This window comes from Halorubrum sp. DM2 (assembly GCF_901686465.1).
Lineage (GTDB): Archaea > Halobacteriota > Halobacteria > Halobacteriales > Haloferacaceae > Halorubrum.
Window position 1 is genome coordinate 2,671,144 of sequence record NZ_LR594487.1, and the last position, 8,559, is coordinate 2,679,702.

Genomic DNA, 8,559 nt, shown 5'->3' on the forward strand with positions numbered 1-8,559 from the left:
TGCCGACCGTCGGTATCCTTTTGCTCGGCCGCCTCGTTCGTTCGGGCATGAGCGTGACCATCACACCGCCGAAAGAGCGCACGTGTGAATTGTGCGGGCGCGAGGAGCGGTGGGACGACTCGGTCGACGGGTGGCGGATCGCCGACGACGCCGGGAACGTCTACTGTATCCACGAGTGGGACATCAACGGCACGTTCGTCCCGCTCGACGAGTGACGACCAATTGGACGTTTCACCACTCGATTTGGAATACGTGAAACGTTCGGTGCGTTGCCGCAGAATTGCTACCGAGACGAGAATTTGACGGACACAGTTGTTGATCAAATCTGTGGTGTGTGATTTGTTCACCACCCGTGATGGATAATTACCTTATATTCCCTAATGTGTGTACGATGGATCCTACCCCTATCAGGGTCATACCTTTAACTGTTCACTCGTATGCGAGTGTATGACCAAGTCACGTAGTACCACCCGGGGCGTACGCGACTCGGAGTCTTCGGGTCAGGAGGGGCTGGCAGCGCCGACGGACGACCGATCGAACTGCGGTATCGGCGGCGTCGTCGACCTCGACGCCGACCCGACCCACGAGGCCGTCTCGGACGCGATTACGCTACTTGAGAACCTCGAACACCGCGGGACGACCGGCGCGGAAGAGAACACCGGCGACGGCGCGGGGATCATGGTCGCCCGGCCCGACGAATTCTTCCGCGAGGTCGTCGACGCCGACCTCCCGGAGGAGTACGCCGTCGGCTCCGTGTTCATGCCGCCGGAACCGAGCGTTCAGGCGGAGATCCACGACGTCATCGCCGAGGTGTGCGCCGTCTACGGGCTGGAGGTGCTGGCGTGGCGCTCGGTCCCGACCGACAACGCCGACCTCGGCGCGACGGCCCTCGAATCGGAACCGGAGGTGTCGCAGGTGTTCGTCGCCCCCGTCGAGGGCGCGGGGCTGGCCCAGCGGTTCACGACCGACGAAACCCGGCCGGACGACGCCGACCCGGACCTGCTCGGGTTCGACCGCGCGCTGTACGCCGCGCGACGCGAGATCGAAAACGAGGTGTCCGACGTCGACGGTGCCGGCCGCTTCTACGTCTGCTCGCTCGACCGCCAGCGCGTCGTCTACAAGGGACTCCTGAAGGGGTCACAGCTCGCGGACTACTACCCCGACCTGACCGACGAGCGGTTCGCGAGCCACGTCGCTCTCGTCCACGCGCGTTTCTCGACGAACACGCTCGGCGCGTGGCACCTCGCGCATCCGTACCGGAACATCGTCCACAACGGCGAGTTCAACACGATCCGCGGCAACGTCAACTGGATGCGAGCCCGCGAGAACGACCTCGAACACCCGGCGTTCGGGGCCGAACTCGACACGATCAAGCCGGTGATCGACGATCCGAACCAGTCGGACACCGCGAGCGTGGACAACGCGCTCGAACTCCTCCTCCAGACGGACCGCGACCTCCCGCACGCCCTCCGAATGTTGATCCCGGAGGCGTTCCGCGGCGACGACCTGATGGACGACGACCGCGCGGACTTCTACGACTACCACGCCTCGCTCGTCGAGCCGTGGGACGGCCCCGCCCTCGTCATCGGCTTCGACGGCGAGCGCGTCGCTGGCGTCTTGGACCGCAACGGGCTCCGGCCGTGCCGCTACGAGGTGACGACCGACGACCGACTCGTCGTCGGCAGCGAGGTCGGCGCGCTCCCCACCGACCCCGCCGACGTGCGTCGGCGCGGGCGGCTCCAGCCCGGCGAGATCTTCGTCGCGGACCCGGAAACGGGCCGGATCGTCCCCGACGACGAGGTGTTCGAGGACCTCACCGACGACCGGTACGGCGAGTGGGTCGACCGCGGGCAGGTCGACTTGGGCGCGCTCACCGACGAAAGCGGGGTTGCGGCCGGAGTCGACGGGAGCGACCTCGACCCGGACGACTCAGCGGTGAGCGACCCCGACGAGACCGAACCGACCGTCCGCGCCCACCAGGCCGCGTTCGGCTACACGACCGACTCGCTGAACCACCTCGTTGAGCCGATGGCGGCGGAGGGGAAGGACCCGGTCGGCTCGATGGGCGACGACACGCCGCTGTCGGTCCTCGCCGACATCGACCGCCCGCTTTTCACCTACTTCAAGCAGCTGTTCGCGCAGGTGTCGAACCCGCCGATCGACTACATCCGCGAGGAGCTCGTCACCTCGCTTGAGACCCGCATCGGGGACCAGCGCAACCTCCTCGCGGAGACGCCGGAACACGCGGAACAGATCGTCGCGGACACCCCGGTCCTGACGGACGCCGAGACCGCCGCCCTCCGCGACCTCCCGGGACCGGGCGAACGGATTCCGGACGACGAGGACGGGGACGCGTCCGGCGGTCCCGGGTTCTCGTCGGTCACGGTCGACATCACGTACGACCGCGAGGGGTCGCTCGTCGACGCCGTGAGCCGGGTCCGCGGGGACGCGGCGGCCGCCATCGAGGACGGCGCGGACGTCGTCGTGCTCTCCGACCGGGCCGTGGGCCCGGACCGGCTCGCGGTGCCGAGCCTGCTCGCGACCGGCGCGGTCCACCACCACCTCGTCCGCAAGGGCCTCCGCAACCGCGCGGGCGTCGTCGTCGAGTCCGGCGAGCCGCACGAGGTCCACCACCTCGCGACGCTCGTCGGCTACGGGGCGGACGCGGTCGACCCGTACCTCGCGTACGCCTCCATCGCCGACGTGGTCGCCGGCCCGGACGGGGCCGACGAGGACGAGGCGCTCGCGGCGTACCGCCACGCGCTGGAGGACGGCCTCCTGAAGACGATGGCGAAGATGGGCATTTCCACGATGGAGTCCTACCAGGGGGCCCAGATCTTCGAGGCGGTCGGACTCGCCTCGGAGTTCGTCGCCGAGTACTTCGAGGGGACGGAGATCCGGACCGAGGGGATCGGGATCGAGCAGATCGAAGACGACCTCCGCACCCGACACGCGATGGCGTTCGGTGCCGACCCCGAACTGGAGACGACCGGCGAGTACGAACACCGCTCGACCGGCGTGAAACACGGGTGGAACCCCCAGACCGTCGGCACGCTCCAGCAGGCGGTCCGCGGCGGCGACTACGAGCAGTACCGCGAGTTCGCGGAACTGGTCAACGACCAGACCGAGGAGCTGCAGTCGCTGCGCGGTCTCTTGGAGTTCGACTCCGACCGCGACCCGGTCCCGGTCGAGTCGGTCGAGTCGGTCGAGTCGATCGTCGAGCGCTTCTCGACGGCCGCGATGAGCCTCGGGAGCATCTCGCCGGAGGCCCACGAGAACAACGCCATCGCGATGAACCGACTGGGCGCGAAGTCGAACACCGGCGAGGGCGGCGAGCCGCCGGAGCGGTTCGACACCGAGAAGGAGTGTACCGTCAAGCAGGTCGCCTCCGGTCGGTTCGGCGTCACCGCGGAGTACCTCGCGAACGCGGAGGAGCTCCAGATCAAGATGGCGCAGGGGTCGAAGCCCGGCGAGGGCGGTCACCTCCCCGGCGAGAAGGTCAACGAGATGATCGCGCACGTCCGGTGTTCGACGCCCGGCGTCGGGCTCATCTCGCCGCCGCCCCAACACGACATCTACTCGATCGAGGACCTCAAACAGCTCATCTTCGATCTGAAGGCCGCGAGCCCGGACGCCGATGTCAACGTGAAACTCGTCTCCGAGGCCGGCATCGGCACCATCGCGGCCGGCGTCGCGAAGGCGAACGCCGACGTGGTCCACGTCTCCGGCCACGACGGCGGGACCGGCGCGTCGCCCAAGACGTCGATCAAGAACGCCGGGCTGCCGTGGGAACTGGGACTCGCGGAGGCGAACCAGATGCTGCGCGCCACCGGGCTGCGGGACCGGATCCGCGTGTCGGCCGACGGCGGGCTGCGGACCGGGCGCGACGTCGCGGTCGCGGCCGCGCTCGGGGCCGAGGAGTACATCTTCGGCACCGCGTCGCTCGTCACCTCGGGCTGTGTCATGGCCCGGCAGTGCCACGAGAACACCTGTCCGGTCGGCGTGGCCACCCAGCGCGAGGACCTCCGGCAGCGGTTCCCCGGCCAGCCGGACCACGTGGTCAACTACATGACGTTCATCGCGCAGGAGCTCCGGGAGATCATGGCCGAGCAGGGGTACACCGAACTGGAGGAGTTCATCGGTCGCCCCGAACTGCTCACCCAGCGCGAGACCGACCACGAGAAGGCGAAGCACCTCGACCTCTCGGCGGTGATCGCCGAACCCGCGGGCGAGTCCCGCACGAAGGTCCGCGAGCAGGCCCATACCGGCATCGACGACCTGCTGGACTGGGACCTCATCGACGAGGCCGCGCCCGCCATCGAGGACGGCGCGCCGGTCGCGCTCACCCGCGATATCCGCAACGTCGACCGCGCGGTCGGCGCGACGCTGTCGAACCGCGTCGTCTCGGAACACGGCGGCGAGGGGCTCCCGGACGACACGATCTCCTGCCGGTTCGACGGCGAGGCCGGCCAGAGCTTCGGCGCGTTCCTCGCGTCCGGGGTCACGATGGAACTCGCGGGTGCCGCCAACGACTACGTCGGCAAGGGGCTCTCCGGCGGTCGCATCACTGTCGAGACGCCCGCGGAGGCCGCCTACGACCCGACCGAGAACGTCGTCGTCGGAAACGTCGCGCTGTACGGTGCCACGTCGGGCGAACTGTACGTCAACGGCGTCGCCGGCGAGCGGTTCGGCGTCCGCAACTCCGGCGTCCGGGCGGTCGTCGAGGGCGTCGGCGACCACGGCTGCGAGTACATGACCGGCGGCGTCGTCGCCGTCCTCGGCGACACGGGTCGGAACTTCGCGGCCGGGATGTCGGGCGGTATCGCCTACGTGTACGACCCGGACGACCGGTTCGACGAGCGCGTGAACCGCGGCATGGTCTCGGTCTCCGGATCGCTCGACGACGCCGACGAGCGGATGCTCCGCCGGCTCGTCGAGAACCACCGCGCGTACACCGACAGCGAGCGCGCGGCCGACCTGCTCGACGACTGGGACGCCGCGCTCGACGACTTCGTCCGGGTCTTCCCCGACGCGTACGCCGACGTCATCGCCGAGGGGATCGGCGACGACGTGCGCGACGAGCCGCCCGCGCCGGCCGCGGTCGTCCCCGCCGGCGACGCGGACGCGGCCGGACAGGTCTCGGGCGACGACTGACGCGGAAAGAAGTCAGGCGAGTCGAGCGGTCACTCCAGCGTCTCGGAGTCGACTTCGCTCTCGGTCGCCCGCTCGACCGCGCGCTCGACGTGGCGCTCGCGGGCACGCTCGACGAACTCCTCCGGCAACTCGTCTATCTCGCCGGCCTGTACGCCCCAGAGCTTCGCGTACAGCCCGTCTTCGGCCAGTAGTTCCTCGTGGCTCCCCCGCTCGACGACCGCCCCGTCCTCTAACACGAGCGCGGTGTCGGCGTCGGTCACCGTCGAGAGCCGGTGCGCGATGACGAAGGTGGTGCGGTCGGCCGCGAGCCGGTCGAGCGAGCGCTGGATCAGCATCTCCGTCTCCGTGTCGACCGCCGAGGTCGCCTCGTCTAAGATCAAGATTGCGGGGTCCTGAAGCACGACCCGGGCGATAGCGAGCCGCTGGCGCTGGCCGCCGGAGAGCTTCACGCCCTGTTCGCCGATCCGCGTCTCGTAGCCGTTCGGCAGCGACGAGATGAATTCGTGGGCCTCCGCGGCCTTCGCGGCCTCGATCACGCGCTCGCGGATCGCCTCCTCGTCGTCGCCTCCGCTGTCGCCGTCTCCGCGGTCGCTGTCGTTCCCGTCGCTGCCCGCATCGACCCGCGTGAACCGACCGTAGCGGATGTTCTCGGCGATGGTGCCGTCGAACAGCGTGGTGTCCTGTGCGACGTAGCCGACCGACGAGCGGAGGCTCTCGACGGTCACGTCGCGGACGTCGTGGCCGTCGACGCGGATCGCGCCGTCGGTCACGTCGTAGAGTCGGAGGAGGAGCTTGAGCAGCGTCGATTTCCCCGCGCCGGTCGGGCCGACCAAGGCGACGGTGTCGCCGGGATCGGCCGAAAAGGAGACCCCGCGGAGGACCCGTTCGTCGGCGTCGGCGGGGTCCATCAGGGCGTTCTCGGGGTACGCGAACGAGACGTCGTCGTACTCCACCGCCCCGGCGACGCCGCCGTGGTCGCCTCCCTCGGCGGGCGTTCGGCCGTCGCTGCGCGTCCGGCCGTCGCCGCTCGTTCCGCTGCCGTCGCCGCCCGTTCTGCCGCCGTCGCTACGCGATCCGCCGTCGTTCCGCCCGCCGCCGAGTTCGATCGCGTCGTCCGCGTCCTCGATGCGGACCGGGATGTCGCGCAGGCCGAACACGCGCTCGCAGGAGGCCTTCGCGTTCTCGTACTGGTCGATGATGTTCGATACCTCCGCGAGCGGGGCGACGAACTGCTGGGTGAGGAGGACGAAGGTGACGAACGTCCCAACCGTTAGCTCCGTCGTGAACGGACCGGGCGCGCCGTTCTCCAGCCAGTACCCGCCGACCGCGAACGTGGCGGCGAACGCCAGCCCGGCGAGCAGCTCCATCCCGGGTCGGTAGACGAAGTTGAGCCGGAGGATCGACATCGTCCGCTGGAAGTACGAGTAGGAGGCGTCCTCGACGCGCTCGCTCTCGTACGCCTCCGTGTTGGAGGTCTTCACCAGCTCGACGCCGGAGAGCGCGTTTTCGAGGGCGGTGTTGAGGTCGCCGACGACCGAGCGCTGCGCGACGTACCGCGGCTCGACGGCGCGCATGAACCAGATCGTAAAGAGGACCATCAGCGGAATGGCGGCGAGCGTGACGGCCGCGAGTTCGTAGTTGTAGTAGACGAGGACGCCCGCGATGCCGACCACCATCACGCCGAGCCGGGCGGAGTTCTGTAAGGCGTTGTCGAGGAAGACCTCCAGGTTCGACGCGTCGTTGTTGAGTACGGACATGACCTCTCCGGTCTGTTTCTCGTCGAAGAAGGTCATGTCGAGCCGCTGCATCTGGTCGAAGGAGTCGGTGCGGACCTCGTGCATCACGCCGTGGGCGAAGTTGTTCGCGGCGATGCCGTAGATGTACGTGAACACGCCCGTCACGAAGAAGGACCCGAAAATGAGAAGCACCGAGAACCGGAACTGCGCGCTGTCATCGGTCGGGAGCCAGACGTCGGGAACGATCGGGAGCGTGTAGGGACCGGTGCCGGTGAAGACGGCGTCGATGGCGACCCCGAGGACGACCGGCGGGAGCAGCCCCGCGACGCGGGCGACGACGTTGGCGACCATCCCGATCACGAGCCAGTGGGCCTCGGCCGCCCCGTACTCGCGGAACAGCCGAGCGAGCGGCCGGTCGACCCGGTCGCGATACACTTCGAAGGCGTTGCGATCGTCTGCGGCCATGGGCGTACGAGCGCTGCGACCCCCATGTATCCGACGGCTTCGGCGGCCCGTTCCGGGTCTGACATGGGACGACTGCTCCGACCGTAGCGCTCACAACTCACCGACCACAGTCACCGGCGTGCGCCTCCGAGCGGCCGCCCTCGGCGGCCGCGAGGAGCACCGCGCGAGGGAGTCGACCGGTCGGAGCGAAGCAGAGACCGGTCGACGAGGCTGGGGAGGTGTGAGGTGCTGTGCGGTTGCGGGGTGGGACTCGAAGGGGCAGCCGGGAGGCGGGCGCAGGCGAAGTAAGGACCGCAGGGAGCGAGCGCAGCGAGCGACTGAGGACCGCAGCGAGCGTGCGCCCGCCTCCCGGCTGGGGCTTCGGTGGTCGTGTCCACAGCAGCGACTGCGTCGTAGCGAGCGACTGGGGCTTCGGCGATCTCGGTCGCTGGAACACTCCCGTTGACTCCGACCACATATCGCCGGACGGTTTAATAAGCGCGGCTCAAACCACCGTACGTGGACGAACTCGTCGTGAGTACGGAGGTGTACGCCGACCCCGAAGAGGTGTACGCGTTCCTGCTCGATTTCCCGCAGTACGCGAACTACTCGGAGTACCTCCGGGAGGTCACGACCGTCTCCGGTGACGGCGGTCCCGGCACCCAATACGCGCTCACCTTCGCGTGGTGGAAAATCTCCTACACCGCGCGCTCGGAGGTGACCGGCGTCGAGCCGCCGGAGCGGATCGACTGGGAGATCACGAAGGACATCGACGCCGGCGGCTGCTGGCGGGTGACGCCCCCTGAAATCGGTGACGGCGTCGACGACCCGGAAGACCCGAGCGACGCCGATCCGAACGGCAACGCCCCCTGCGAGGTCGCGCTCGAAGTCGAGTTCGACCCCGGCTCGGCCAGTTCCGACGCGCTTGATCTCCCGCGGCTGGTCTCGTTCGACTGGGTGCTGAAGAAGGCGATCCCGCTGATCAGAAGCGAGGCCGAACGCGTCGTCGAGCGCGCCGTCCAGGACTTGGAGGGGTCGACCCGCGACGTCGACCTCGACGTGTACGTGGACTCGAATCGGATCTGAGCGGATCGCGCCACGACGCCGGCCGCGTCGCCGAGTCGAAGGCCTTAATATATCCAGCGGGGAACGAACGAGTGCGTCGAGGGCTCGTAGATCAGTGGTAGATCATCCCCCTGGCACGGGGAAGGCCCGGGGTTCAAAT

The 8,559-nt window shown here is 68.7% G+C and carries 4 protein-coding genes and 1 tRNA gene (1 of these 5 only partly in view); 4 read left to right on the plus strand and 1 reads right to left on the minus strand.

The window, feature by feature from the left end; translation table 11 throughout:
* Positions 1–47: 47 nt before the first annotated feature.
* Positions 48–215, plus strand: coding sequence for an HEWD family protein (locus tag QOL69_RS13400; RefSeq protein WP_283403561.1), 168 nt, complete (start codon positions 48–50; stop codon positions 213–215).
* A gap of 232 nt (positions 216–447) precedes the next feature.
* Positions 448–5,154 (plus strand): glutamate synthase large subunit, encoded by a 4,707-nt coding sequence (gltB, locus tag QOL69_RS13405; RefSeq protein WP_283403562.1) that lies wholly within the window; start codon positions 448–450, stop codon positions 5,152–5,154.
* 29 nt (positions 5,155–5,183) lie between these two features.
* Here the strand turns inward: gltB and QOL69_RS13410 are convergent, their stop codons facing one another.
* Positions 5,184–7,355, minus strand: coding sequence for an ABC transporter ATP-binding protein (locus QOL69_RS13410; protein WP_283403563.1), 2,172 nt, complete (start codon positions 7,353–7,355; stop codon positions 5,184–5,186).
* A gap of 498 nt (positions 7,356–7,853) precedes the next feature.
* Here QOL69_RS13410 and QOL69_RS13415 point away from each other — a divergent pair, with 498 nt between their 5' ends.
* Positions 7,854–8,420, plus strand: a complete 567-nt coding sequence (locus QOL69_RS13415) for an SRPBCC family protein (protein ID WP_283403564.1) — start codon at positions 7,854–7,856, stop codon at positions 8,418–8,420.
* A gap of 80 nt (positions 8,421–8,500) precedes the next feature.
* Positions 8,501–8,559 (plus strand) — tRNA-Ala (locus tag QOL69_RS13420) (it continues 83 nt past the right edge of the window).